Origin of the sequence: Chryseobacterium cheonjiense (genome assembly GCF_012927265.1) — a bacterium.
Taxonomy (GTDB): Bacteria; Bacteroidota; Bacteroidia; order Flavobacteriales; family Weeksellaceae; genus Chryseobacterium; species Chryseobacterium cheonjiense.
This window is the reverse complement of sequence record NZ_JABBGF010000001.1, coordinates 1,626,416-1,652,611: the sequence shown is the minus strand read 5'-3', so window position 1 is coordinate 1,652,611 and position 26,196 is coordinate 1,626,416. Positions and strand designations below refer to the sequence as shown.

The window sequence follows — 26,196 nt, the reverse complement described above, 5'->3', positions numbered from 1 at the left end:
ATTTGTGACGCCAAAAGTAGTGGAGTTCGTCAAGACATACAAATGATAGTTGTCATAAAAAAAATGCAGCTTTAAAAAAACTGCATTTTCGGGGAATTATCGTTGTTATCTTTTTCTCATCAGATGTGTAATCAGATCTCTTAAGAACTTTCTCATATCTAATTACATTTTATCCTGCAATGTTAAATAATTTTAGAACAGTATGCAATAATTTCTCAATAAAATTATGTTAAATGCATACAAATACAATGTAAAAGTAAGTAAGGAATTAGCATTCAATTAACCGTCAGAAATCCGTCAGAATTTCGTAATTTTGTTAGTCTTAATTTTACTATGGCTAAAACAACAGATATAGATATTAAAAAACAGATATTCGTTAAGAACGCACATCTTAACAATCTGAAACACATTGATGTTCTTATCCCGAAAAATAAGCTGATTGTCATTACAGGAGTTTCCGGAAGCGGAAAATCTTCACTGGCTTTTGATACCATTTATGCGGAAGGACAGAGAAGATATGTAGAGAGTCTGAGCTCCTACGCACGACAGTTTTTAGGTAAACTGGAAAAACCGAAAGTTGACGATATCAAAGGGCTTGCCCCTTCCATCGCCATCCAGCAGAAAGTAATTTCTTCCAACCCGCGGTCCACAGTAGGAACTTCAACGGAAATTTACGATTATCTGAAACTGCTTTTTGCAAGAATCGGAAGAACATTTTCCCCTGTTTCCGGCGAAGAGGTTAAAAAAGATTCGGTTTCTGATGTAGTGGATTTTATTAAAGCATCCAAAAAAGATTCATCATTCCTGTTAACTGCTCCGCTGGATTATGACGCGGATAATTTTGCGGAAAATCTAAATGTTCTCAAGCTTGCCGGATTTACAAGGCTTGAGATCAACGGCAATGTAGCCGGAATAGAAGATCTGGAAAGCTTCGGATTCACTCCCGAAAAGAATATGGAAATCAATCTGGTGATTGACCGGTTTTCGTACGAAGAAGATGAAAGCTTCCTGCAACGGCTTGCAGATTCTATTCAGATGGCTTTCTACGAAGGACGCGGATATTGTTACCTGAAGAATACCGACACCGGAAAAGTAAAAGAATTTTCCAACAAATTTGAGCTGGACGAAATAGAATTCCTTGAACCGAATGTTCATTTTTTCAGCTTTAATAATCCTTACGGAGCCTGCCCCACCTGTGAAGGGTACGGAAAAGTAATCGGAATTGATGAAGATCTTGTAGTTCCCAATAAAGCGCTTTCCATCTTCGAAGATGCGGTAGCTTCATGGCGAGGTGAAAGCATGAGCGAATGGAAAAAAGACTTTATTAAAAAGGCTAAAGACTTCCCGATTCATAAACCGTATCATCAGCTTACCAAAGAGCAGAAAAAATACCTCTGGAAAGGTGACGGAAAAAGTACATTCCCATCCATTGATAATTTCTTCAAAATGCTTGAAGAAAATTTATACAAGATACAGTACAGGGTAATGCTTTCCCGATACCGTGGAAAAACATTATGTCCTACCTGTGAAGGACTGAGGCTGCGTGAAGAGACCAGCTGGGTGAAGATCGACGGTCATAATATCCAATCGATGATCGAATTGCCTTTAGATGAACTGTTTCCACTGATAAAAGATTTAAAACTATCTGAGCATGATCAGGAGGTTGCCAAAAGACTGTTATATGAAATCACAACAAGGATTGAGTTTTTATTGAAGGTGGGATTGGGATATTTAACCCTCAACCGTACTTCCAATACACTCTCTGGTGGTGAAAGCCAAAGGATTAACCTGGCGACAAGCCTGGGAAGTTCTCTTGTTGGGTCAATCTATATTCTTGATGAGCCATCCATCGGACTGCATTCCAGGGATACGGAAAACCTGATCGGCGTTCTGAAAAACCTTCGTGATCTCGGAAATACAGTAATCGTAGTGGAGCATGATGAAGATGTAATGAGAGCAGCTGATTATATTATCGATATAGGTCCGGAAGCAGGATATCTTGGAGGAGAATTAGTATTTGCAGGAGATTATAAAGAACTTAAAGATGCTGATACTTTAACATCTAAATATCTTACAGGAAGACTGGAAATAGAAATTCCTAAAGAACGCAGGAAAGCGAAAGAATGGATTCAAATCAAAGGAGCGCGTCAGAATAATCTTAAAAATGTTGATGTAGATGTCCCACTGGAAAATCTTGTGGTTATTTCCGGGGTTTCAGGAAGTGGAAAGTCTACCTTAATGAAAGAAATTCTTACCAATGATATCCAGATTCAGCTGGGAATGGGCGGTAAAAAAGGAGATTACGACTCCGTTGATTTTCCTAAAAAACTCATCAAGCATATTGAGCTGATCGACCAGAACCCAATCGGGAAATCTTCACGTTCCAATCCGGTGACCTATCTTAAAGCTTATGATGACATCAGAGATCTGTTTGCCAAACAGAAAGTGGCCAAAATGATGGGCTACAAACCGAAGCATTTTTCTTTTAACGTTGACGGCGGAAGATGTGATGAGTGTAAAGGCGAAGGTGTCATCAATGTATCGATGCAGTTCATGGCAGATATAGAGCTGGAATGCGAAGTTTGTAAAGGAACCCGTTTTAAAAGTGAAATTCTGGAAGTAAGATATGACGAAAAGAATATTTCAGATATTCTTCACATGACGGTAGATGATGCACTGGAATTTTTCAAAGATAACCGCGAAGAAAAAATTGTAACCAAACTAAAGCCTTTACAGGAAGTTGGATTGGGATATCTGCAGCTGGGACAAAGCTCTTCTACTCTTTCAGGCGGAGAAGCTCAGCGTGTAAAACTGGCTTCGTTTCTTGTAAAAGGCGTTACGACAGACAAGACGTTATTTATTTTTGATGAACCATCCACCGGCCTGCATTTCCATGATATTCAGAAATTACTGAAGTCATTGCAGGCGCTGATTGATCTCGGCCACTCGGTGATTGTTATTGAGCATCAGCCGGATATTATCAAATGTGCGGATTACATTATTGATATTGGTCCGGAAGCAGGGAAACACGGTGGCGAAGTCGTATTTACGGGAACACCCGAAGATCTTGCCAAAAATAAAAAATCACATACAGCAAAATATATTAAAGAAAAGCTGGAACAATAAAAAAAGAGAGTCGAAAGGCTCTCTTTTTTGCCCTTCGACAAGTTCAGGATGACATTGTGAGTGCTTACGATATACTTAAGCGTTGTAAGGCTGAGCCTGTCGAAGCCTTTCTACAAAGCTTTCTTTAAAACATCCGAAACCCTGTTAATTTCTTCAACCGTATTAAAATAATGCGGCGACAAACGAACAATCCCATTAATATTTTTCCTGGTAAAATCTATCAATGCAGAGTTTTTATGGGTAACTGAAAAGAATATATTGTTTTCTTTCAGAATATTTTGAATCCTTTCCAAGTCACCGTCCGGACCGGAAAAAGTGATAATGCTGCTTAGATTCTTACCCCAATCCCAGACATCAAACCCATTGTTTTTTAGGTTTTCTCTTAATCTTTCGGACAGGCCTTTATTATAATGCTCTATGGCAGGTAAACCAATAATATTGGCATATTGCAAAGCATGAGTAAAGCCCATTAAAGAAGCGTAGGAAATTTCCCAGCTTTCAAATCTTTTTGCGGTTTTAAATAATTCATAATCATTAAATTCAGTCCAGTCTGCTCCTCTCATATCTAAGAGAAGCGGTGCATAATTCTGTTCTAAAATTTTATCCGAAGCATATAAAAACCCGGTTCCTCTTGGTCCCCGCATGAATTTTCTTCCCGTAGCCGATAAAAAATCACAGCCTATTTTTTCAACATCTACAGCAAGCTGACCGACCGACTGGCAAGCATCAACGAGATACAGAATATCATATTGTTTACAGAGTCTTCCGACATCTTCCACATTCTGGATCAAGCCCGAATTTGTAGGAATATGGGTTACCGCGATTAATTTGGGATTGTATTCTTTAATTAATTTTTCCAAATCTTCGAGATCCAGTTCATTGTCAGGCAGGTTTTTAGTTCGTAGAACTTTTAATTTTAATTTCTTTTGCAGCGAGATAAAAGTAATCTGATTGGAAATATAATCGTCTGCGGTTGTAATAATAACATCGCCTTCTTTAAACATAATGCTGGATAAAGCCTTGGCGTAAGCCTCCGTAGCGCTGGTTGCAAAAGCAATATTGGAAGGTTTTGCGTTAATCAATTTTGCTGCTTCATCATAGAATTTTTCCAGAATATCTGCTTTTCTGTTTGCCGTTTCATATCCTCCTATCTGTTCTTCCAGTTCAAGATATTCTTTCATTGAATCCACCACTATTGATGGCATCAGAGACGATCCTGCATTATTGAGAAAAATTTTTCCGTCTGAAAGTCCGCGAGTTTCTTGTCTTATTCTATCTATATTCATTTGTAAAAATGATTTTAATCTTAGTTGATCGTAATTTTGTTTAATTGTTAGCTGATTTAAGTTTAACCGCAAAAGATGTATATACTTTTTAATATTTAAAGGTAATTAATATGGAGAATAAAGAAGACAATAGTTTTTAAAAATCTCTGATTTTTCTCTTTGGGAACATCGTTTATCTAATAAGCACTTAAAATAGTCTTTTGGTCTTTTTGGTTAAATGAAATTTGAAACAAGTTTTTATATATAAAAAATCCCGAATAAAAAATTTCGGGATCAATATTTAAAATATTTTGTAATTTAATCTAAAACGCTCCAGCCCCTCTTCGGATTGTTATTGTTGGAGACTTCCTGTTCGTTAACGATGATGTTTTCTTTTCTCTGTCCGATATAATCCAGCTCACTCAATTTCGAGAATATGATTTCAAGACTTCTGAGCATCTGCTGAATGTATAATAGCGGTTCGCCGCAGTTGTGATGATCGTAATTGGTTTCTGCTACAATAGAAAGCTGGTTCAGCAATGTATGAGGCGCAATTTCGCTCCATTCTAAGCTGTAATTAAGCATTTCTTCCAATTCTGCAGGTACTAAAATCTGGGTCGCATTGTACAAGCGAAGTGCTAATTTTGCAAACGATTCAATCAAGAATACCGGTGGCTGATACGGTGTGATATTCCGGAACTGGAAATACATATCTCCAAACGTATTAATCATGGTATTGCATAAAAACTTAACATTCTGCGCCAAAGCGGTATTCTGGTTTTTATGAGATGCTTTCTGAATGATTTTAAAGGCATATTGCTGAAGATTTCCGATAGACTTTGCAAAAGTATTGTAATAATCGAGCAGTGCCGGATGACTTTGAACCGAAGTACATGGCGGTATAAAATTAGAATCTACCTGGGCAATATTCCCTTTGAGGTCAACCTTACCGATGATAAGGTAATTTCCTCCCGAATAGCTGCTGTTCAGCGATGTTACGGGAAGCAGCTCAATATGATGATTTGGCTGTGTATTCGGATGGCGAGGCGGAATTTCTTCAGGATCAATATCCCCAAAAGGCACTTTATCAAAAGGATTTACCGAAATTAAAATATAATAATCGCCATCTGCCTGTTCTTCATTCATCAGCTTTGCAAGAGACTTTACACTTACTCTTCGGTCAGTCAGCTCTATCCTGTAACCGGCAAGTGTTACTGCACTGCAACGCTTAATGACCAATTGTACATCATTCGTGGCCGTATTGTGGACATCAAAAATAGTGCGGTCTGTAAATTCGTTGGAGATAGGCAAAAGCCCGTAATTATATGCGGTGATCCCCAGTGAACTGGAATCTCTGATGGTATCGATTAAAAAATTATCCTGATCATTAAGATGTCTCTGGGAAACCTTCATCCCGTCAACCCAATTGATGGCAAAATGCTTAATAGGCTGTATCATATTCAATATTTTTAGATGGTGTGAGATTGTGTTCTTCGTATTCCTTCTTCTTCATGCTGGATGACTCTTTTACAGATCACCACATCATTTTCAGAGATTCTGTTTTCTGTGATGTCCTGATCAAAATCAATATATTTTCTAAAGCTGAAGAATGACTTTTTAGTATAAAAAATCCAATAATATGGTTCGCGTTCCTGATCTGATAAATGAATCACAGAATTCGGATTTTTGTGGTTGTAATCATCAACTACCCTGTAAAACCAGTCGCCGAAAGTAATTCCTGTAGGAAGTGTCTTAGCTTTAATCCTGAACCTGTTGGCATCTTCAAGATTTTTGCTTAACTCAACATTTAAGACCATTAGTCTGTCAAAATCCGCTCCTTCAAAATCCGGAAGTTTTTGATCCGGAGAATAGCGCCAGGTCTTGTAAATATCAACCGGAATACTGATCAGCTGAACATAGCAATAGTGGAAAACCAACGGAACAAGGAATGTTAATATACTTGTAGCTGCCATTATTGGATAACCTGTTCCACGGCTCATCCAGTTAAAGATAAGATAGAACAAGTATCCGCCAAAGCCAATACAGGTAATGGATAAGATAGATTCAAACAAAATACTTTTCGTTAAAGAACTAAAATGTTTCTTGAAATATCTGTCTGAAAGATTGACATGAATTATTCCCAGAACGAGATAAATGACCTGCGCGATGAGATACCAATACGGATTGAAAAGATTCCCCGCAAATCCAAAGATTCCCGGAATGGCAAGACATAAACTGCAAAGCAGAACGTAAATAATAATGGTCTTGATCTTTATCGCAGGCTTATTTCTTCTGATAATTCCGAGGATTACCATCATAATAACCGCAAATAAGGGCATAAGAATATACCTTAAAAAGATTCCCTTTACTGAAGAAATTTCCATGTGTCTTTTTCGAATTAATATTTTTAATTGGTTTAGTAAATATAGTTAAAAATTTTCAGAGGAATGTAGAGTATCCGAGCCTGTTTGAATTTCTTTCATCGTTCTCCAAAGCAAATGAAAATTCCTCTTTTTCGGTGATAAAATTTTCTTCTATATCCACACTTACCGGAAGGAAGTAATCGTACATTGCATTAAGTACTTTGCGGAAAGGACTGCCCTCGATATATTTTTCCATTTCAGTATAAGGAATCGGACCGATATTTACTACCCAATTTCGCTGTCCGTCCATATGTTTTCCGCTTGGAATATAGGTGACGCCGAGGCGGGAATTCCCTAACAACATAGAGTCATCTTCCTCTTCGACTCCATCAATAATATTCGGTGCAAAAGTTACTTGCACGGGAATCTGCAGAAAAGCAGTCATGCATTTTTCAAACCATGCTTTATCACCGCGGATCTGGTGAAAAAACGGTAGAATATAGATAAATATATACGCATTCTGCTTATCCATCATTTTGATGAGCGGCCAGAGTTCACTTATCGTTTTCAGCAGAGCATCGGTATCACTGGCAATTTCAAAATCGAACTCTTTCAGCAGGGCACTGATTTCAGTAAAGAAAACCTCCAGTTCAAAAGGCCTGAAAAACTTTCTCGCGTCTTCTTCTACCCTTTTCTGTTTGCGGATTTCTTTTACGACACTTTCCACGTTTTTCCGTGTTGCGCCCAGTGACGGCGGATGGAAAAGACCTTCCGGAAGATAGTCGTAAATACCTTCCCTGTAGGTTTCAATGATGAAAACTTCTTCATCGAAGCCGAGATAATCGCTTGTAATGCTTTTAATGTCTTTAAGATACGCACGGTCGTTAATGCCGATCCGCTGGATGAATATATTGCTTACTGCTCTGTGATATTTCAAGAGGTTTACTGCCACAGCTTCCGCTTTGAAATCTGTCTGCAGTTTATTGTAATGCATCTCTACAATATTGTTATCATACATAGTGTACGCTGTGATTTTGGCTTATAAAATTAGTATATCTCAAATTATTGAAAAAATAATTGTTGATTAATTTTATTCTAAAATAGTAAATAATTATGAGTAAAAGAACAAACAGTAAAAAATAAGGTTGAGACTGATGTAAGATCAAGATTAAATTAGATGAATAGTTAGCGTCACAAATAAATCTTAGCCTTAACTTAATTGAAATTAAGATTTGATTAAATTTCCCAAACCTTCTTTCAACCTTGATCTTAACCTTAAAATTAACTGTATCTTTGCAGCCTGAAAATGTTATTTACAATGAAAAGTATTTATTCTAAGATGCTGATTTTGGCATTCATGGCAACTTCGCTTTATTCGTATGCATGGGGATTAACGGGGCACAGAATTATTGCTGAAATTGCTGAAAATCACCTTTCCGGGAAAGCGAGGAAGGAAATTAAAAAAATAATGGGGAGGGAACGTCTTGCGTACTGGGCAAACTGGCCGGATTTTATTAAATCTGATACAACAGGAGCATGGAAGCAGGCATCAGCATGGCATTATGTGAACATTGATCCACAAACTGATTTCAAAATTTTTGGACAGAAACTGAAAGGACAGGCCGGGCCGAGTTTGTATACTCAGGTAAATGTACTTTCCAGTCAGATTAAAGATGAAAAAACCTCTGAAAAAGACAGAAAAATAGCTTTGATTTTCCTTATCCATATTATGGGTGATCTTGCTCAGCCTTTACACGTAGGAAGAGCTGAAGATCTGGGAGGAAATAAAATTAATGTTACTTATTTTGGCGATAAGACCAATTTGCATTCTGTTTGGGACGGAAAACTGGTAGATTCCCAAAAATACAGCTATACCGAGTATGCAGCGTTATTAGACATTAAATCTGATGAGGAAGTAAAAGAAATCCAGAAAGGAGCGCTTGAAGACTGGCTGTATGATTCACATAAAATTGCCAATACCATTTATGCACAGACCCCAAATGATGCTAAACTTTCTTACGATTACCAGTATAAATTTAATAATACGATGGAAAGACAGCTTTTATACGGAGGATTAAGACTTGCAAAATGGCTGAATGATCTTTTTTAACGATGAACTTAAAGTGAATAGATAGTGAATGGTCAATTTACTATTTTTTAAGATGATATGAGCGGAACTTCGGTTTCGCTTTTTTTTATCTGTTATGTGTAGTTTATGCTGGAAACATCTCACCATATTTTTTAAAGCTTGGTTTAGATCCTTTCAGGATGACAAATATTGTGGATATTTTATCGGCATCATAAAAATTCCCCTCCTTTGGAGGGGTGGCGGAAATTCTGCAAGAATTTTTGACGGGGTGGTTTGATAAAGTAAATTACTGAACAATTGAATAGTGAATTCTTTTATCATATCTAGTGGAATATTTTGACCTTCTTTCCTAGCCCCGATTGGAGCTTTGTTTGAGCTCATTTTTATTGGTTTCAGCGCGGCGGCAAAGCCGCCGCGCTGAAACCAATAAAAATAGCGAGTGCGGAAAGCGGGAAGAAGCTTCTAACAATAAAGACTCAACTCAATTAAGACTTAAAAAGATTGAAATTTTTTGATAATATATCTAAGTAATGCTGGAATTAAAATCGCCTTAGAGAGTGCAGAACGCGTAATTTACAATTATTTTTCCAGATGTAATTTAATTCAACAAAAATTAATTGAAATATTTGTAACCTTTTGTTTACTTCAAACGTATAATATTATAGAAACTCTTTTTCGAGGAAAAAATAGATGAGACAATTAAAAATCACTAAGCAGGTAACCAATAGGGAAACTGCTTCATTAGACAAGTATTTGCAGGAAATTGGTAAAGTTGAATTGATTACTGCGGACGAAGAAGTAGAATTAGCACAAAGAATCCGTGCCGGCGACAGAGCCGCGCTGGAAAAATTAATCAAGGCTAACCTTCGTTTCGTAGTATCGGTGTCTAAACAATACCAAAATCAGGGTCTTTCTTTACCGGATTTGATCAATGAAGGTAACTTAGGACTTATGAAAGCGGCAAAAAGGTACGATGAGACTAGAGGTTTCAAATTTATCTCTTACGCAGTTTGGTGGATCCGTCAGTCGATCTTACAGGCTTTGGCAGAACAGTCGAGAATTGTAAGATTACCATTGAACAAAATCGGATCTATCAACAAGATCAATAAAGCTTACGCTCACCTTGAACAGGAAAACGAGAGACCACCTTCACCGGAGGAATTGGCAGAAGTTCTTGATATGAGCGAGGAAGATATTAAGGAATCAATGAAAAATTCCGGAAGACATTTGTCTATGGATGCACCTTTGGTAGAAGGGGAAGATTCCAATCTTTATGATGTATTACGTTCAGGTGAATCACCAAGTCCTGATAAAGATCTGATGCTTGAATCTCTACAGATTGAGATCGAAAGAGCATTGAATACCCTTACTCCAAGAGAGGCTGATCTTGTAAGATTATACTTCGGTCTGAACGGAAAACATCCAATGACTTTAGAGGAAATCGGTGAAACTTTTGATCTTACGAGAGAGAGAGTGCGCCAGATTAAAGAAAAAGCGATCAAGAGATTGAAACACAACACCAGAAGCAAGATCTTAAAATCTTACCTGGGTAAATAATTTTTAAGTTAAAAATAGCAGCGGAGCTTGATTTTCAGGCTCCGTTTTTTTTTTATTCCTTGCTTTAGAATTATTATTATAACAAACATACCATGATCAGAAACCTGATAACCTCCGCTTTTATATTTTTTATTGTTTCATGCTCAAACGAAAAATCTGACGAAACTCAAACTGTGGAGCAAGCGGCAAAAAATGCAGAGTCCAATTTCCCAATCAAAAGATTAAGTAAAAGCCAGGATATCTTAGACGGAATTTATGCTGAGTATATTAAGAATCGTCAGGATCTGCAGAATATGGATGCCGAAATTTCTTCCATTCAAAATGATAAGCGTCTTGTGGCTGAAATTTATAATGATGTGCTCAGTAATTCTGGAGATTATTACAAAAGCGCTGAATCCAGGACTGAATCGATTCGAGATTCTGTAACTAAAAAAGAAATCCTGAATCTTATAAGAAATAGTCAAGACAACTATTTTGTCAAAATAAAGAAACTTGCTCAATTGAAAAGAGAAATTAATCAAAACTATTTTGAAATCTATAGTTGGTACGATGTCTTTAAAATCAGAAAGACTTTAGGAGAAATAGAAAAATATCAAAGTGCACATCCTTTGGAGACAGACAGTCTTGAAAATTTTATCAGGAAACAAAAAAATGTGTTGAATAAACTGAAAAATTTAAAGTAATGAACTCCATTTCAATTGTCGGTGCCGGAATCGGAGGGCTAACATTGGCAAACATACTGAAAAAAAATGGTCTGGATTTTACGGTTTACGAATCCGCTCCGGAAATAAAGCCTGTAGGTTCAGGAATTATGATGGCTATTAATGCCATGCAGGTTTTTGATATGTTAGGATTGAAGGAACAGATCGAACAGGCAGGAAATAAAATTCATGCGGTCTCTGTTACCGACCCTATGCTCAACAATATTTCAACTACTAACCTTCTTGCTCTGGAGAAGAAATATAATTCCTGCAATATAGCAATTCATCGTGCTGATCTGCAGAAGATTCTTGCTGGAAATGCCGGTTCCGAAAATATTAAATTAAACCACGCACTCACAAAAATCTACAAAAAAGAAAATTATATTCTCAGCTTTAACAACGGAAATGAAATAGAAAGCAATTACGTGTTTGGTGCAGACGGAATACATTCAAGGATTAGAAATTATATTTTTAGAACGGGAAAAATAAGGGATACCGGGCAAATTTGCTGGCGTGGATTGACTAATTATGATCTTCCTGAAAAATATAATAAGGAAGCTATTGAGGCGTGGGGTAAAGGAAAAAGATTTGGCTTCGTAAAAATGTCTGGAAATAAAATTTACTGGTATGCGGTTGTCAATAAAAAGATATACAAGCGTTATCACAGTATCGAGGAAAATTTTGAAGATTTCTGTCCAATGATACTTGATATTATCAAAAATACTATACCGGAAAATATTATACTTAATGATATAATTGATCTCTCTCCGATCCCGAAATGGTATACTCAAAATCTATGTCTCATTGGTGATGCCGCTCATGCTACTACTCCGAATCTGGGACAGGGTGCCTGCCAAGCCATCGAAGATGCCTACATTATCGGGAAATTATATAGTAAAAACAACGACCTTAATAAAGTGTTTAAAGAATTTCAAAAAGTAAGAAGAAAGAAAGTGGATTATGTGGTGAATACCAGCTGGACACTCGGTAAGTTTTCGCAGTGGGAAAATGCTACTGCCATCAGAAACTTAATCATGAAGATGGTGCCGGAAGTTTTCAATAACAGACTTGTTGATAAGGTAATGCACCTTGAGTTATAAACTTTTACAATTAGATAAATTGCACAGATTTCAGACGAATCTGAATCTGTGCAACCATAAAAATTCTTTACTATTTAATCGTAGACTTCACATTCCCACAAGACAACATCGATTTCCCGTAATACGGATTGATGATCTTAGATTCATCACTCAGCCAGCTTGCTTCAGCCATCGGACAATACTGAACGTACACCGGATTTTGAGATACTTTAAATTCTTTTGCCACTGCTATCATATGATCAGACAACCTGTGGAAAGACTTTCTTTGTGCCGCGATATTCTTAGAAGCTGCAATGGTTTTTGCGTCTTCTTTGATTGTGGTTAATTCTTTTTCGGAAATAATATTGCCCTTAACATCTGAAGATGATTTAATGAACTGAGACGCTGCTTTTGAAGCTTTTTCGGCATCATCTGAAGCTAAGGCAGATTTAATTGCAATGTAATCCTGGTAAAGCAGTGAAACTTGTGTGTTTTTCTTAGCCTGTGCTGAAACCGAAAGTATTGAGAATACAGATAATGCGGCCGTAATGATATATTTTTTCATTGTTTTTAATTGATAACTACCAGCAAATATAAAAAGATATGTGGTATCGTTGTTATAAAATTTTGTAAGGTTTGTTATAGAATTAAGAAAAAAGAACCTCTGAAATTCAGAAGTTCTTTATTTATCATTTTTTATTTGATTCTAAATTCAAGCTTTACGTTGAAGAATCTGCCTGTAAGCCGTACCGGAACCGGATACATGAAATTGGTGTTGGCATCAGTAATCCACTGGTTCGAGACGGTGTTTCTGATATTAAAAGCATTGAACACCTGAACACCAAGTGTCAGCTCCTCAAAATTTTCCCAGAATCCGTAGGTATTTTTCTTTTCTTTAGGATCAATAAATGCGTATGAAAGTCCAAGATCTACCCTTTTGTAAGAAGGTAAAGTTTTTTGATATTGATAAGGGTCCGTAAACACAGGAGCTCCCGTCGGTAATCCCAAAGCATACACTAAGGTCAGGTTGACGCGCATTGCCGGAAATCTCGGCATATAATCCTGATAAAACATTGCAAACCTGAATCGCTGGTCTGTCGGCCTCGGAATATCCCCTTTCCCGTCGATATTTTCATATACCCTTGCATAACTCGCAGAAAGCCATGAATCAACTCCAGGAACAAATTCCCCGAAAAGCCTTGTGTCGATTCCGTAGGAATATCCTGAAGCGTTATTTTTTCCTGTATACCGTATTCTTACGTTATCCATATAATACGGAATCAGGTCATTCATTTTTTTATAATAAAGTTCTGTTGTCAGCTTAAATGGCCTGTCATACATGTAAAATTCAAAGTCGTTGGCCAAAATAGCCTGTATGGATCTTTGAGATTGTATGGAAGAATTGAAATTTCCTTCAAGGTCTTTTATTTCTTTATAGAAAGGTGCCTGATAATAGATTCCTCCCGAAAGTCTAAACAACATATCCGTATCCCAATCCGGTTTAACGGCAAACTGAGCTCTTGGTGAAAATATGGTTTCGTTATTAAAGCTCCAGTGGGCAACCCTTGCTCCGGCATTTACAAAAACTTTATTGGTGCCCCAGAAAAATTTCTGAGAATATTGAGCATAAGCAGACATTCTTGTAGGCTGTATATGATTATTGCCTGCAATATTATACATCAGATTCAGGTCTCCCGCATTTCTGGGATCAATAAACGCTTCATGAGGAAGACTGTACCCCGCAGAATCTACCAGTCTCCATTCGTTGGTAAGGTCTTTAAGGTTTTCTTTTTCATATTTAAATCCTACTTCAATATCCGTATTTACATTTGGTGAAAATCGGGTTCTAAATTGAGCACCGTATGTTTTTACAAACAAATCGTTTCGTGCATGCTCAATTTGTCCGCCTGCATCGTATGATGTTACCGGATCTCCGGTTACCGGATCAAAAGTCTGCAATATATATGCAGAAGCGATGCTGTAATATTCTCTTTCACGGTTTTGATAAGCAAAGGCATCAAGGGTAAACCTCCATTTATCAGAAGGTTTAAAATTAAGAGATGCGGTACCCATCATATTTTTATACTTATCATCTTCCCTTCCTCCGTAAGCTACGTTCAGTTTAAGAGGCTGCTGAAGGCTTCCGAAATCCACTTCCCTTTCTTTAGGAATCATCTCGTAGTCATTGTTAGAATAGAACCCAATGAATGACAGTGTTAATTTCGGGCTGAAATGGTAATTCAGATAGGTCTGAAAATCCATATACTTCGGGTTGAAGTCGGTATCTTCTTTTAACGTATTGAGAACAAGGTTTGTATTTCTGTATCTTCCTGAAAATAATGCCGTGAATTTTCTGTTGTCTTCTTTATCTTTTCCTGCCGCAAAACCTGCAGTAAGTCTTCCGCCGATTAAACTTCCTTCTCCCGAAAGTTCAAACTTTTCAGGTTCACGATAGTAAATATTTAATGCTGAAGACATTTTATCGCCGTATCTCGGTTCAAAACCACCGGCAGAGAAGTTTACTGTAGAAACCATATCCGGATTAATGATACTCAATCCTTCCTGCTGTGAATTTCTAATCAGGAAAGGTCTGTAAATTTCAATATCATTGATGTAAATCAGGTTTTCGTCGTAGTTTCCGCCACGAACCATATACTGTGAAGAAAGCTCTGTATTGGAGTTTACAGAGGGTAATGTTTTGATAATTCCTTCAATACCTCCGGAAATACTCGCAACATTCTGGGCATCTTTAGCCGAAATTTTCACAGTGGTAAGATCATTGGTTCTTCCTGTCACTTTTTTCTGAAACACCACTTCTTCAATATTGGCGGTTTTCATCGTATCCTTCTTTTTTCTTACCTGGGAGAATACTAATGCAGGAACCATAAGGCTCAAGGGTAAAACTAGTTTTTTCAAAAGAAATGTTTTAAAATTTCAAACGGTTAAGTTATAACTTTTATTTTATAATTTGACTTTGCAGAAAAACTTTTGACCATTCTTCTACAAGTTCTTTAGGTAAATTCTTTTCTTTTATTGCGGCAATACACATGAATACATCATTTTCACCTTTTGTATAATATTGTATCTGAGATTCGGTAGTTTGCGAATCTACATAAGAATCGGCTTCCGCTGTAAAAAGAATATATTCCCGCTCGCCATTTTTATTTCTGGATAATTCTTTAATTCTAAGATTTTTGGTCTTCGACTGAAGGAGTTTTTTATTGTTATCGAAAAAAGTCTGCAATGGTATTTTTGCTAAATTTTTACTAACTATTTTAGTTACAATAATATCGTAATTATCCCAGTTTTGACCTTTAGGAATATATTCCATCATGATCATCTGATCATTTTCCTGCTTTTCTTCTAAGTGAAGATTATATTTTTCCGGTAAGGAAAATTGTAAAGAATCTTTTTTTTGCGAATAAAAAATGGCTGAAACGGACAGCGCTACTGTTATTAAAAGTTTTTTCATTATAAAATTGCTTCTCTTACCCTTGTTAATTTTTGTAATAGATCTTCAAGAAGATCAAGTCTCAGCATATTGGCTCCATCTGACAATGCAGTCTCCGGTGTTGGATGCGTTTCGATGAAAATCCCGTCTGCACCTACGGCAATTCCGGCTTTGGCTACTGTTTCAATAAGATCGGGACGGCCTCCCGTAACTCCTGAGCTTTGGTTTGGCTGCTGTAAAGAATGCGTTACGTCAAGAATAACGGGAGCATAGTTTCTCATGGTCGGGATTCCTCTGTAATCAACGATGAGATCAGTATATCCGAATGAATTTCCTCTCTCGATGATCGCGACTTTCTGATTATGAGAATCTGTAATTTTCTGAACTGCAAACTTCATGGATTCCGGTGAAAGAAACTGTCCTTTTTTTAGGGTCACACATTTTCCGGTTTCTGCTGCAGCAACCAAAAGATCGGTCTGGCGAACCAGGAATGCAGGAATCTGCAGTACATCTACATATTGTGCAGCTAATGCAGCATGTTCATTTTCATGAATATCCGTTGTCGTCGGAATGTTGAAAGTCTCCCCTACTTTTTTAAGAATTTCAAGTGATTTTTCTTCCCCGATGGTCGTGAAAGAATCTACCCTGCTTCGGTTGGCCTTTTTAAAGCTTCCTTTAAAAATGTACGGAATATTGTATTTATTCGTAAGTTCTACTACTTTTTCGGCAATCTTAAGCGCCATATCTTCGCCTTCAATAATACAAGGACCTGCGATGAGAAAAAAGTTTTTGGAATCTTTGTGATGAATATTATCTAAGTATTGAATCATTTTCTTTAAAATTAAAAGTTCAGTAAAAATACTGAGAAAGTTTCAGAATCAGAAATTATTTATGGTAAATGCTGAAGTCCTTTTTACTGATGAAAAACGGCATTTAAAACGATCTGGTAAATCGTCCGTATCTTTTCACTAAAACGTGCGCATCTTTTGACTGAAACATACGTACGTTTTTTATAAAACTCCTGCATCTTTTTATATCATAAAACTATTCATTAATATTTAAAGCTTGGAATTGCACTAGTGGATCGTTGATTAACGCTTTAATTAAGCTTATACTGGCTTTCTCATCAAAGCATAACTGAATGTTATATTTAAGTTAGTGTAAACAAACTGATTGTTTACAATTTTTGGATCGGCGGTTCACTATGGTCGGATTTTTGAATAGTAAACAGTAATTTTTATTTATCAAATCACTAAAATATTAAATTATGTCAACAGAAAATCTAACACACCAGGACGCTGTTAAAAAAATCAAAGATTTATCAGAAAGCTCAAAAATCTGTATGTTCTGCACAGAATTGCAGACGCTTCCGATCAATTCAAGACCAATGACGTTGCAGGAAACAGATGATGAAGGAAATCTATGGTTCATCAGCAGTGATACAAGCAACAAGAATTTTGAAATTAAAGACGATAAAAGAGTTCAGCTGTTCTTTATGAACAATGGCGACTATCAGTATCTTTCGGTATTCGGTGATGCTACTATTTATAAAGACCGTTCAACGATTGAAGATAAATGGTCACCAATGGCAAAGGCTTGGTTTGAGGATGGTAAAGATGATCCGAATGTTTCCATCATCCGTGTAGAACCTACAGAATCTTACTATTGGGATACCAAAGTAGGTAAGCTGGTAAGCCTTGTTAATTTTGTTACGGCAGCCGTTACGGGAAACACCACTGATAATTCCGACGGTGTCGAGGGAAAAGCACAAGTTTAACTTAAATTCAGTTATAAAAAAAATAAAAGGACTGTATCTTGTGATGCAGCCCTTTTTTTAATCCGAATTGAGGAAACTAAGGTGTTTCATTATGAGGCATATCTACCGGTTTGGATTCCGGAGAACCTTTTTCCCGAAGCCATATGGAGAGAATTACCAGAGAGGCTACTGCGAGAAATTCGCTTTGCCAGTTCTGGAAAGATTCAAACCAGAAACGTGATTCGGTGATATATTCTGTTGCAGTAATCGTAGGTTTTTCTTTTGAGATCTGCTCTTCATTATAATCCTTCAGGCTTCCGTAAAAGTGAAGCGAAAAACTGATGATAAACAGCAGCGCAAAAGCCAGCGATAAAGAGTGTTTATAGATCTTCAGCCAGATGCCGCCCTTTTTAACCGGCCACGGTGCATCAGCATGAGGAACAGGATCTTTATCTACATCTTCATCTCCTTCAAGGGATTTTGATTCGCTGGAACCTTTCTGTCGTAATGATACCGTAAGCAAAACATACAGCATCATCTGCAGAAATTCACTTTCCCAATTTTCAAATGTTGCCTGGATAAAATGGCCGCTGTGAATATATTGTCCGAGACTTAATGCAGCACTGCCATTTTCCACAAGTTCTTTATTATCAGTTTTCCAACCTGTGAAGAACTGTGAGGCAAGACATAAAATCATAAATATAATCAAAACGATGCTTAAGCTGTTCTGATATAAAAAACCTTTTTTAGACATAATACCTTCGATTAAATTTCAGAATCAGTATCTACACGCGGAAGATCTTTTACGGTAGGTCCCGTCAGAAGTTTTCCGTTAATATTAAATCTGGAGCCATGACATGGGCAATCCCAGCTAAGCTCTGCACTATTCCACCGAACTTCACATTTCGCATGAGGACATGTACTTTTTACCAGATGTATTTTGCCATTGGTTTCTTTGTATAAAGCGTATGATTCACCTTCATATTTCACAACTTTTGCCTCACCTTCTTTTACTTGTGTAAGCGAATTGATCTTTTCAGCAAAAAGCTTGTCCTTAATAAAATCATAGGCAACCACGGCGTTTTCTTTTACAAAATCAGCGAAGCCTGCAATCGGTTTTATTCTTGACGGACTGAAAATATTTTCATATTTACTGCTTCCCGTAATAATAAGATCTGATAAAACCTGCGAGGAAATCGTTCCGAATATCATTCCGTTTCCTCTGAATCCTGTTGCAGTGAAAATTTTACCGCTGCTCCCCGGAAGTTTTCCGATATACGGAAATCCATCCACCGGCTCGTAATACTGGCTTGACCAGCTGTAATAAGCCGTCTCTACATCGAAATATTTCCTGACATAGTTTTCCAGCCGTGAAAAACATTCTCCCGTATCTTCTTCATGCCCCGTTTTATGGTCTTCACCTCCTGCGATAAGAAGGGTCTGACCGTCAATTTCCTGGGTTCTGTAATAATGGTAAGGATCAAGAAGGTCATATCCGAGATCTTTTGGGTAGTTTCCACTTTTCAGACTGAAGGCAATCGCATAGCTTCTGTAAGGTGCATTGGTAATGTGAAGAACACTGAGCCCCGGAGGAATATGAGTGGCATACACTACATTTTTAGCTTTAATTTCTCCTTGTGATGTTTCTAAAGCTACATAATTTTCCTGCTCATCATGGCTTTCACAACGGCATTCTTCCTGAATAACTCCGCCTAAGCTGATGAACGCTTCACAAAGTCCTTTGATATATTTTACCGGGTGAAACTGCGCCTGATCAGGAATAGTCACAGCTTCTTTAAATGGTATCGGAAAAGGAATTTCATCTGTAAAGGTCATTTTATGTCCTACTTTTTCCGCTCCGTCTACGATATCTTTAAGTTCTTTCTGCTGTTTTTCATCGAGTGCAAAAAGGTAAGCGGTTTTTTTCTCGAAATCGCAGTCGATTCCATATTGCTGTATGTTGTTTTCTATAATTTGTATGGCTTCCTGACCTGTATCTGCAAACAGTTGCGCATTATCCTGTCCGAAGTCACTGATGGCCTTATTAGAGGTCGTATCAAAAAAATCATTAAGATGTGCGGTTGTTCCGCCGGTTGTTCCGAAACCGATATTGGCAGCTTCCAGGAGAATACATCTTTTTCCGGCCTGCTGCAGTTTTAAAGCGGTTGAAATACCGGTAATTCCTCCACCCACTACAGCAACATCATAGAGTTGATGAAGGTCGGCTTCCGAGGAAAATTTTCTTATTTCTTCCTGCCATATACTTTTTCTTGCCCCGTCTCTGTGCATGTCTTAGAATTTTAGTTAAACTTATTGTATCCGCAGCGCATCATTTTCTGCACTGCTTTTGTTTTTATGGGTGTCGGATTTGTTTCCGTCATACTTGTTTTTAGGCTCGTCTTCGTCAAAATCACATCTGCATGATGAAATGGCGAAAAGACCGATGATTCCAAGCAATAAAGCTGTAATTTTCATAAATTATTATTGTTTTTTTTATCGTTACCCGTTAACTACGATGCCACCGTTAGGGTGAAGTACCTGACCGGTAATCTGTGCTGCATCATCGCTGGCAAGGAAAAGAAAGCTGGTCGCTACTTCTTCCGGCGTTGCATTTCTTTCGAAAGGCGGCTTGTTCGGATCATCATCTTCTTCGCCAAAAGTTTCTTTGGTAAGTGGTGTTGCTACAGGCCCCGGTGCTACGGCATTAACACGAATGCCTTTTGGTTTGGACTGCAAAGCGAGTGAACGCGTGAAAGAGACAATTGCTCCTTTTGTAGCCGAGTAATCCAACAATTGTTCATGTCCCTGATAAGCTACTGCTGATGTCGTATTAATAATGGAACTGCCTTGTTTCAGATGAGGAAAAACGATTTTGGTGAGAAGAATCATTCCTATAATATTGGAATTGAACGTTGTTCTGATATTTTCCTCCTCCAAATCAGTAATATCATCTGCCGGAACCTGTGTTCCTGCATTATTAACCAGGATATCAATGCCTCCGAATTCTGAAACTACTTTTTGGGTTGTTTTTTCACAAAACTGAGTGTCATTAACATCTCCCTTATGGATAGAAGCTTTTCTTCCCAGGCTTTCTATTTCTGCTTTTACCTCTTCCGCATCTTTGTCATCGGAATAATAAATAATGGCGATATCTGCTCCTTCTTTTGCAAAAAGTAAAGCTACTGCCTTACCGATTCCACTGTCTGCTCCTGTAATCAGTACTTTTTTATTTTCTAATTTTAAGTTCCCCATAATAATCTACTTTTCATTTACCGGTTTTTGCATTTCTGCCATTCGATGGGCAGCCATACTGTCTGTAGCAATATTAGACATGGCTACGGTCAGTTTATTTTTTAATCCTGAGACTACTTTATCGTCACCATTCATTAAAGCGTTAAAACCATCAATGGCCACTTCTTCCGGTGATGCAAGATTGTCTCTGTCTTCCAGAATTTTACTTTCATTCATATCTGCTTTGTTGAAGAAATCCGTATCGGTAGGTCCTGGTAAAAGTGCTGTAACGGTTATTCCCGTATCTTTAAGTTCTTCCCTGATAGCTTCCGACCAGGAGAGAATAAATGCTTTCGTTCCGTGATACACCGAATGCCATGGACCGGGCGCTTTACTTGCAATGGACGCAAGATTGAGAATTTTTCCTGATCCCTTTGGTAAGCGGTCTTTCAAAAACATTTTGGTAAGAATAAGTACGGAAACTATATTCAGATTCACAACATCTACTTCCCTATGGATATCCGTATCCTGGAATTTCCCGTAAATGCCCTGTCCTGCATCATTCACTAAAATTGACGGACTGATACCGTTTAATTTCAATTCGGAATATAATGAGTACGCATCTTCTTCAATAAATAGATTTTTAGCAATGGTAATCACATTGACCCCATAGCTTTTGAATTCATCTGCCTTTTTTTTCAGGTCGTCATGATTGCGGGCGACCATTACAAGATCGTATCCGTTCTTTGCAAACTGTTTTGCAAGCTCATAGCCGATCCCGCTGGTTGCTCCCGTAACCAGCGCATATTCATTTTTTTTATTCATTATCTTACTTTAGGATTAGTAACTGATTGATCTCGCTTTTAAAGCACCCTAAAATAAATTCTGTATAATACAGCTGGGCATTTAAAGCCTGTGTTTTAGGATGGAGTTCAAGCTTTTTGGTTAAAACAATCTCTCCTTTATAAGAGAATGAAAAGAATGCAAAAATTTTGTATGAAGAATTGCGGATGGGTGTACAGTAGCCTGTGGTTGCAATTGACCAGTCGGATTCGTAAAGTTTTGCAACATTCAGGGCCATTGTTTCTGCTATATTTTCTGAAACGCAATCGCATTCTTCCGCTTCGTGCGCATCAACATTTAATAATTTTACTTTTTCCTGCAATGTATAGGCTGTAAGTCCGCCTTTATAAAACATTGAGGCATTCGGCATCTGAGAGAAAGCCAGCTGTAAACAGCCTGAAGTAACGCTTTCTGCTACTGAAATAGTCTCATCAGTAGTCATTAAAGACTGGCTGATGTACTCCAGAAGATTTTTTTGAAATTCCATAATTCTAATATTTAGTGTGTTAGTGTGTATTTGTTTAGAAACCAGAGGGCTTCCATGGATCAAGGACAACTTTTACGCATCCGTCCTGCTTTTTATCAAAGATTTCATATCCTTTAGAAACATCCTCGAGGGAAAGACGGTGAGTAATAATGTCATCCAGTTTTACTCTGCCGCTCTGTACATGGTCCATTAATTCATCAATGATGGTATGAACGTTGCACTGGCCGGCCTTTATAGTAATACCTTTATCAAAAATCTGTCCAAGTTTGAAATTATCATAATTTACCGGATAGACGCCCAGGATAGAAACAATTCCTCCCCTTCTTACTGCACTCATACAGGCTTCCAGCACCTTAATAGAACCTTTTTCGAAATTGATGACCGCTTTTGCACGGTCCAGCAGGTTTCTGTCCGGTTCAAAGCCCACAGCTTCAATGCAGAGATCAGCACCTCTTCCATCTGTCATATCACGAATCTGGTCTATAACACTCTGACCATCTTCCCATAAAATGGTATCGCAGCCCGTAAGATTTTTGATCTGATCCAGCCTGTACTGCTGGGTATCGATTACAATTACTTTTTTTGCATTGTGCAGAATAGCTGATTTTGCCGACATAGAACCTACAGGTCCTGCGCCAAAGATTGCTACCGTTTCGCCTCCTTTTAGCTCGCCCCACATTACTCCGGTATATCCGGTAGGAAAAATGTCGGTAAGAAAAAGAACCTGTTCATCGGTAAGATTATCCGGAACTTTTCTAGGTCCAAAATGAGCATAAGGAACTCTTACATATTGTGCCTGTCCTCCATCATATCCTCCATATAAATCTGAATATCCGAATAGTGCACCGCCTTTGTCGGTAACAATTCCGCCCTCAGGTCCGTAATGCTCAGGGTTGCTGTGCTCACAGGCTGTAGGAAGATCGTGCTGACAGAAATAGCAGCTTCCGCAGGAAACAGGAAATGGAACAACCACTCTGTCTCCCACTTTAAGATTGGTGATGTGCTGTCCTACTTCTTCTACGATTCCCATGAATTCATGTCCCATAACCATTGGTCTTGCCTGGGGAATTCCTCCGGAATACATATGAAGATCACTTCCGCAGATGGCCGTTGAAGTAACTTTTAGAATAACATCTCTCGAATCTTTAATTATCGGATCGTCTACTGTATCACATTTGATAAGGCCCGGTCCGTGAATAACTGCTGCTTTCATAATTTAATATTTAGTGGTGTGAAGGTGATTTTATGAATATTTATTTTTGGGCATTTCTTTCTATTTCAAGATCCCAGACTCTGTGATTGGCAATGGCTGTAATGAATTTATCCGATGGATTCTCATCTTCAGCGATGACAATAGCAGGATCGATATGATCTTTCATGCTGATATTGCTGTTCATATAAAGAGGTTCTGTTCCTTCTCCGAAATAAATCGCCTTACAGTGCTTGTATGCTTCGTTGATATAATTCAGAGCAGGCTGTTTATTTTCGGGAGTCAGTAATTCTTTGGTAGAATTTTCTCCTGCCGCAATGTAAAGAGCATCAAAGGAAACGCTTGAATTGCTTGTTATAGAATGTTTAGGAATAAGCGATGATCCGTCATTTACTTTTACGGGAGCCATGCTTGTACCGATGATCTCTACCACGGCATTTTCTCCCTCCAATTTTGTTTTTAAATCGTTGATTGCAGCTGCATCTGCTCCATTTCCCATGATGAAGCCGATCTTTCTGCCCATGATGGTATTTTTAATGGTATTCTGCATGCTTAATGCTTCAGAAATTTTAGTGGTAGGCTCTCTTTCTTCGCTTTGTAATGTAGAAGGATCTACATCTGCCGGAATGCTTTGGTTAGGGAAATTAAGTTCTTTCACTTCCACACCTACTTTTGCTGCAACTTTTGCCGCAAGCTTTTTATCTACAAAAGCAAGCTGACCTACCATTCTTTCTCTGATTGCCGGAATTGTTACTTTTGAAAGTTCAAATATTAGCGCATTTTCAAGGTGCCTTTTTTCCGGTGCAGACTGGCTGTTGTAGAATAATTTGGCTTGTGAATAATGATCTACAAAACTTTGGCTTCTTTCTCGTACCCTTTCTCCCGAAACTCTTGAGCCGTGAGATACGTACCCTCCGTCTTTCATCATAGCCTGAAATGGGCATCCTCCTCCAATGGAATTCGGCTCATAGCTTACCTTGCCTTGATCGATCTGCTGTCTCATATAGCCGTCTCTCTGGTTATTGTGGACTTTTTTTACTGATCTGTTGATAGGAATCTCGTGAAAGTTCGGACCGCCTAATCTTATAAGCTGGGTATCTGTATAGGAAAATAATCTTCCCTGCAGAAGCGGATCATTGGTAAAATCAATTCCCGGAACGATATGGCCGGGGTGGAATGCCACCTGCTCTGTTTCGGCAAAAAAGTTTTCGGGGTTTTTATTGAGTGTTAATGTTCCGATGAGCTGTACAGGTACTTCTTCTTCAGGAACTATTTTGGTAGGATCAAGAAGATCAAAATCATATTTAAATTCATCTTCTTCAGGAATCAGCTGTACCCCGAAATCCCATTCCGGGAAAAGTCCGTTTTCAATAGATTCCCAAAGATCTCTTTTGTGGAAATCAGGATCTACTCCGGAAATTCTCTGTGCTTCGTCCCATGCCACAGAGTGTACTCCTAATTTTGGTTTAAAATGGAATTTTACGAAATGTGCTCTTCCTTCATCATTGATTAATTTAAAGGAATGTACCCCAAATCCTTCCATCATTCTGTAGCTTCGCGGGATTGCTCTATCGCTCATAAGCCACATGATCATATGTGTACTTTCAGGCATTAAAGAAATAAAGTCCCAGAAGGTATCGTGTGCAGATTGTGCCTGCGGTATTTCATTGTGAGGTTCAGGTTTTACGGCGTGTACAAGATCCGGAAATTTAATAGCATCCTGAATGAAGAAAACAGGAATATTATTCGCCACGAGATCATAATTTCCTTCATCTGTATAGAATTTTACAGAAAAGCCTCTGACATCTCTTGCAAGATCTGTACTTCCCCTGTTGCCTGCAACCGTTGAAAATCTTACAAAAACAGGCGTTTCTTTACCTACTTCGGACAAGAAGTTGGCTCTTGTATATTCTGCAAGACTTTTGTTTAGTTTAAATACGCCATGTGCCCCGGATCCACGGGCATGAACTACTCTTTCCGGAATTCTTTCGTGGTCGAAGTGTGTGATTTTTTCTCTGAAAAAGAAATCTTCAAGTAAAGTAGGACCTCTGTCGCCTGCTTTAAGGGAGTCCTGATCGTTATTGATTTTCAGTCCCTGATTGCTCGTTAATTTTTCGTTTTCGTTGGAATTCATATGAGATTCCAGCTGGTTTAGCTTTTCATTGTCTGATGTGTTGTCTTTCATAATTCTTTATATTTTGTGATTGGTGTTCTAAGTTTGTGAGAAACGGGTAATCCGCTACTCTTTTATAACAACTTTAAGGCCTTTTTGCGGTTTCCGGTATATATTGTTGTCATTTTATAAACATTGCTGTTCACAGATAATAAAATTTAAATCATTTAATATTTTTTTATTTAAAAAAAGCCACATAGAAGCTCTATATGGCTTTATATTTTTTAGTTAATCTTCCTGTTCCGCATCAAAATTGATGTAAGTTTCAGCAATTTCTGTAAGTTCATAATCTGTATCTTCTTCTTCCTGTAACGTTTTTTCGAGAAGATCGGCTGCTTTATCGTGTCCCATAGTAATAGCCAGCTGGGCGAGACCTCCATACGTTGCAATTTCGTAATGCTCTACTTTTTGTGCAGCGATGATTAAAGCGGCATCACGGGTCATAGAACCTTCTTCTGTAGACTTGATGATTTCTTCACCTTCTTCAATGATCCCTTTAATGGCTTTGCATTCTTTTTTCTCAGGCGTTTCATTAATGAGTTTGAAAACCTTTTCAAGCCTGCTTACATGTTTCTGAGTCAGTAACTGATGGTCTTCGAATGCTTCTTTCAGTTCATCGGTAGTAGCAGCTTCCTGCATTTTGCCCAGCGCTTCAATAATTGCATTCTCTGCGTAGTACACATCTTTAAGTGCAGAAACAAAAAATTTGTGTAAAGGTGAGCTGTTCATTTCATTTTTATCTACGGTAGCATTGTCTACCGAAGCCAATTTTTTTGATCCGGCAGCTCCTGTAGCGGATGCTGATGAAGTATCTGTACCTGAAGTACCGTTATCTTTATTATCTAATGATTTTGTTGCCATAATG

At 37.9% G+C, this 26,196-nt stretch carries 23 protein-coding genes; 6 read left to right on the top strand and 17 right to left on the bottom strand.

Features of this window, described 5'->3' with window-relative positions; all coding sequences use genetic code 11:
• Positions 1-333: 333 nt before the first annotated feature.
• Positions 334-3,126: an excinuclease ABC subunit UvrA gene (gene uvrA / locus HHL20_RS07425; protein WP_169230517.1), complete on the top strand. Its 2,793-nt coding sequence runs from the start codon at positions 334-336 to the stop codon at positions 3,124-3,126.
• A 110-nt stretch (positions 3,127-3,236) separates the two neighbouring features.
• On the opposite strand, the gene HHL20_RS07420 is transcribed toward uvrA, so the two are convergent.
• The 4 genes from HHL20_RS07420 to HHL20_RS07405 all read right to left on the bottom strand — a co-directional run bounded on the left by HHL20_RS07420 (position 3,237) and on the right by HHL20_RS07405 (position 7,772).
• Positions 3,237-4,412, bottom strand: coding sequence for an aminotransferase class V-fold PLP-dependent enzyme (locus HHL20_RS07420; protein ID WP_169230516.1), 1,176 nt, complete (start codon positions 4,410-4,412; stop codon positions 3,237-3,239).
• A gap of 297 nt (positions 4,413-4,709) precedes the next feature.
• Positions 4,710-5,849, bottom strand: coding sequence for a hypothetical protein (locus HHL20_RS07415; RefSeq protein ID WP_169230515.1), 1,140 nt, complete (start codon positions 5,847-5,849; stop codon positions 4,710-4,712).
• A gap of 11 nt (positions 5,850-5,860) precedes the next feature.
• Positions 5,861-6,775, bottom strand: coding sequence for a TssN family type VI secretion system protein (locus HHL20_RS07410; RefSeq protein WP_169230514.1), 915 nt, complete (start codon positions 6,773-6,775; stop codon positions 5,861-5,863).
• A gap of 55 nt (positions 6,776-6,830) precedes the next feature.
• On the bottom strand, positions 6,831-7,772 hold the full coding sequence (locus tag HHL20_RS07405; protein ID WP_169230513.1) for a type VI secretion system baseplate subunit TssG: 942 nt from the start codon (positions 7,770-7,772) through the stop codon (positions 6,831-6,833).
• Between the two features lie 300 nt (positions 7,773-8,072).
• Here HHL20_RS07405 and HHL20_RS07400 point away from each other — a divergent pair, with 300 nt between their 5' ends.
• From HHL20_RS07400 to HHL20_RS07385, 4 genes are all read left to right on the top strand, one after another.
• Positions 8,073-8,864 (top strand): S1/P1 nuclease, encoded by a 792-nt coding sequence (locus HHL20_RS07400; protein ID WP_169230512.1) that lies wholly within the window; start codon positions 8,073-8,075, stop codon positions 8,862-8,864.
• A 669-nt stretch (positions 8,865-9,533) separates the two neighbouring features.
• Positions 9,534-10,400, top strand: coding sequence for a sigma-70 family RNA polymerase sigma factor (locus tag HHL20_RS07395; RefSeq protein ID WP_002979276.1), 867 nt, complete (start codon positions 9,534-9,536; stop codon positions 10,398-10,400).
• A 92-nt stretch (positions 10,401-10,492) separates the two neighbouring features.
• The gene (locus HHL20_RS07390) at positions 10,493-11,083 is read left to right on the top strand and encodes a hypothetical protein (RefSeq protein WP_169230511.1); all 591 of its coding nucleotides are present in this window, start codon (positions 10,493-10,495) and stop codon (positions 11,081-11,083) included.
• Positions 11,083-12,201, top strand: coding sequence for an FAD-dependent monooxygenase (locus HHL20_RS07385; protein ID WP_169230510.1), 1,119 nt, complete (start codon positions 11,083-11,085; stop codon positions 12,199-12,201). The genes HHL20_RS07390 and HHL20_RS07385 overlap by 1 nt, the downstream gene beginning before the upstream one ends.
• A gap of 70 nt (positions 12,202-12,271) precedes the next feature.
• Here the strand turns inward: HHL20_RS07385 and HHL20_RS07380 are convergent, their stop codons facing one another.
• The 4 genes from HHL20_RS07380 to kdsA all read right to left on the bottom strand — a co-directional run bounded on the left by HHL20_RS07380 (position 12,272) and on the right by kdsA (position 16,461).
• A complete protein-coding gene (locus HHL20_RS07380) occupies positions 12,272-12,745 on the bottom strand; it encodes a DUF3347 domain-containing protein (protein WP_169230509.1) in 474 nt (157 codons plus the stop codon).
• Positions 12,746-12,876: 131 nt separating this feature from the next.
• Entirely contained in the window at positions 12,877-15,096 is a 2,220-nt protein-coding gene (locus HHL20_RS07375; protein ID WP_169230508.1) for a TonB-dependent receptor plug domain-containing protein, read from the bottom strand.
• Between the two features lie 40 nt (positions 15,097-15,136).
• Positions 15,137-15,652 carry a hypothetical protein gene (locus HHL20_RS07370; protein WP_169230507.1) on the bottom strand — a complete coding sequence of 172 codons (516 nt, stop codon included), beginning with the start codon at positions 15,650-15,652 and terminating at the stop codon, positions 15,137-15,139.
• Complete coding sequence (gene kdsA, locus HHL20_RS07365) at positions 15,652-16,461, bottom strand: 3-deoxy-8-phosphooctulonate synthase (RefSeq protein ID WP_169230506.1); 810 nt, start codon at positions 16,459-16,461, stop codon at positions 15,652-15,654. Before kdsA ends, HHL20_RS07370 begins: the two co-directional genes overlap by 1 nt.
• 437 nt (positions 16,462-16,898) lie before the next feature.
• Here kdsA and HHL20_RS07360 point away from each other — a divergent pair, with 437 nt between their 5' ends.
• Positions 16,899-17,408, top strand: a complete 510-nt coding sequence (locus tag HHL20_RS07360; protein WP_169230505.1) for a pyridoxamine 5'-phosphate oxidase family protein — start codon at positions 16,899-16,901, stop codon at positions 17,406-17,408.
• A 76-nt stretch (positions 17,409-17,484) separates the two neighbouring features.
• Here the strand turns inward: HHL20_RS07360 and HHL20_RS07355 are convergent, their stop codons facing one another.
• The 9 genes from HHL20_RS07355 to HHL20_RS07315 form a co-directional block, all read right to left on the bottom strand.
• Entirely contained in the window at positions 17,485-18,141 is a 657-nt protein-coding gene (locus HHL20_RS07355) for a DUF6766 family protein (RefSeq protein ID WP_169230504.1), read from the bottom strand.
• Between the two features lie 11 nt (positions 18,142-18,152).
• Positions 18,153-19,676: an FAD-dependent oxidoreductase gene (locus HHL20_RS07350; RefSeq protein ID WP_169230503.1), complete on the bottom strand. Its 1,524-nt coding sequence runs from the start codon at positions 19,674-19,676 to the stop codon at positions 18,153-18,155.
• 21 nt (positions 19,677-19,697) lie between these two features.
• The gene (locus HHL20_RS07345; RefSeq protein ID WP_169230502.1) at positions 19,698-19,862 is read right to left on the bottom strand and encodes a hypothetical protein; all 165 of its coding nucleotides are present in this window, start codon (positions 19,860-19,862) and stop codon (positions 19,698-19,700) included.
• Between the two features lie 24 nt (positions 19,863-19,886).
• Entirely contained in the window at positions 19,887-20,639 is a 753-nt protein-coding gene (locus tag HHL20_RS07340) for an SDR family oxidoreductase (RefSeq protein WP_194306230.1), read from the bottom strand.
• 6 nt (positions 20,640-20,645) lie between these two features.
• A complete protein-coding gene (locus tag HHL20_RS07335) occupies positions 20,646-21,443 on the bottom strand; it encodes an SDR family NAD(P)-dependent oxidoreductase (RefSeq protein WP_169230501.1) in 798 nt (265 codons plus the stop codon).
• A 4-nt stretch (positions 21,444-21,447) separates the two neighbouring features.
• Complete coding sequence (locus HHL20_RS07330) at positions 21,448-21,948, bottom strand: CinA family protein (RefSeq protein WP_169230500.1); 501 nt, start codon at positions 21,946-21,948, stop codon at positions 21,448-21,450.
• A 34-nt stretch (positions 21,949-21,982) separates the two neighbouring features.
• On the bottom strand, positions 21,983-23,161 hold the full coding sequence (locus tag HHL20_RS07325; RefSeq protein WP_169230499.1) for a zinc-dependent alcohol dehydrogenase: 1,179 nt from the start codon (positions 23,159-23,161) through the stop codon (positions 21,983-21,985).
• A gap of 40 nt (positions 23,162-23,201) precedes the next feature.
• A complete protein-coding gene (locus HHL20_RS07320) occupies positions 23,202-25,343 on the bottom strand; it encodes a catalase (protein ID WP_169230498.1) in 2,142 nt (713 codons plus the stop codon).
• A gap of 216 nt (positions 25,344-25,559) precedes the next feature.
• On the bottom strand, positions 25,560-26,192 hold the full coding sequence (locus tag HHL20_RS07315) for a ferritin-like domain-containing protein (RefSeq protein ID WP_169230497.1): 633 nt from the start codon (positions 26,190-26,192) through the stop codon (positions 25,560-25,562).
• Positions 26,193-26,196 lie beyond the last annotated feature (4 nt).